Genomic DNA, 1644 nt, shown 5'->3' on the forward strand with positions numbered 1-1644 from the left:
TGACTTTTTAAGGTGATCTCTATTCAGCACTGCCCACCCTACATCAGCTAGATTAATCGTCAGGTGGGCAGTGTCTAGCAAGGGGCTTTTTAATGTGATCTCTATTAAGCACTGCCCACCCTACATCAGCTAGATTAATCGTCAGGTGGGCAGTGTCTAGCAAGGGGCTTTTTAAGGTGATATCTATTTAGCACTGCCCACCCTACATAAGATATCTGGTTCTAAAACAATCCTCTTCTAAATCCACGCTTACCTCGACGTGAGCCCATTTCCTGACGAATTTGTTGGCGCTGTTCGTCGGTGAGAATACCCATCATCTCTTCTCGTGCTGACTTTTTAATCTCCCGGATTTCGCCTCGCTGCTCTTGAGAGAGATTCATACTTTCCATCTCTTCTCGTACTGACTTTTTAATTTCGCGGATTTCGTCTCGCTGCTCTTGAGAAAGATTTGTAGCCTCTTTTGCGTCTCGTAGTTGACCGCGTAGTGTTTTTATAGTTTCAAATTGCTCTTGTTGCTGGGGAGTGAGAATATCCTCAATTTGAGAGTATTTATTGTTACGGATGTTGTCAATCTGCTCTTGCTGCTGGTCAGTGAGGTTAAGCTTGGAGAAAGATCGATGCATTTTGTGGGCATTAGCTGCCATGGGAAAACTAGTGAGGGTAATGGCTGCAAGACCTGCAAGTAGGGAAAAGTGCTTGATATTCATGGTGTTCACCCTTTAGCTATTTCTAAGTGTTTTGATGTAACCTGATTTCTGTTTGATGTCTCTATCCTAAAAACAGGGAGGGTGAAACAACATGAGGCAATAGACCTGAATTGTTCTAGGACTTTAGTCCTGGGCTAGATCTGACCAATGGGTCTTGCATTACCTTTGATACATGGATTATACTGATCAGATAAAAATACTAACGCTGTTGCCTCTCGATACCATTGAGCGAGAATGGGAACGCACGGGCATTAATGGGACGTCCTCAGCTATAGCGCTACGCCCAAGGCAAGAGGCAAGAGGCAAGAGGCAAAAGTTTACTACAACAGCGTTTCAGGTTTTATCAATGTCAAACACCTTAATGCGTAGTGCTATATTAGTGTTAGACGAAGCTACCGAAGGGATTCAACCGTCGATTATTTTGGAAATTGAAACGGCTCGCGCTTTGCATCAACAGAGACTTGGAAGAAAATTTAGATGTACCTGAGGCTTACTAGCAAAAGCTATATCCGGTTCCCTTGGGTTCAACTCAATACTTTTGTTCCAAGACTGGCTGAATCTTTTGCCACAACCACTCGGGCATCGTATGGTGGTTTTCATAGACTTGAGAATAGTTTTTCTCGATTGCTGAGAAATATTGTTTTACATGCTCTTCTCCTTTTTGTCTCAACGGATTCAGAACTTCTTGCTCAAACAAATCCATTGCCCGACCTTTGACTCCCCTGAGATAGAGCTTGTAAAAATACCACTGGGTTTCCTCGGGAAGCCCTACGCACTCCCAGGCAATGTACCCGTTCAGGCCGAGCAAATCTTCCCAAATAGGTACGTTTTCTTCCATTTCCAACAGATTGTTGCCAAAAGCTTGAATGGTTTTGCTCACATCCCCATAGGCGCAAAAACCGGCAAAGACGTAACAACATTTTTCACAACATCGGAA

General features: G+C 43.7%; 2 protein-coding genes and 1 pseudogene. 1 reads left to right on the forward strand and 2 read right to left on the reverse strand.

Annotated elements, in window-relative coordinates; all coding sequences use genetic code 11:
• Positions 1–221 precede the first annotated feature (221 nt).
• Positions 222–707, reverse strand: a complete 486-nt coding sequence (locus tag F6K49_RS46880; protein ID WP_293109331.1) for a hypothetical protein — start codon at positions 705–707, stop codon at positions 222–224.
• Between the two features lie 334 nt (positions 708–1041).
• Between F6K49_RS46880 and F6K49_RS46885 the strand changes: the two are divergent.
• Positions 1042–1146 (forward strand): annotated as a pseudogene (locus tag F6K49_RS46885) (ABC transporter ATP-binding protein); the annotation flags it as partial.
• A gap of 90 nt (positions 1147–1236) precedes the next feature.
• Here the strand turns inward: F6K49_RS46885 and F6K49_RS46890 are convergent.
• Positions 1237–1644: hypothetical protein (locus F6K49_RS46890; protein ID WP_293109332.1), on the reverse strand; the 408-nt coding region annotated here is incomplete at its 5' end.

Source organism: Moorena sp. SIO3I6 (assembly GCF_010672095.1).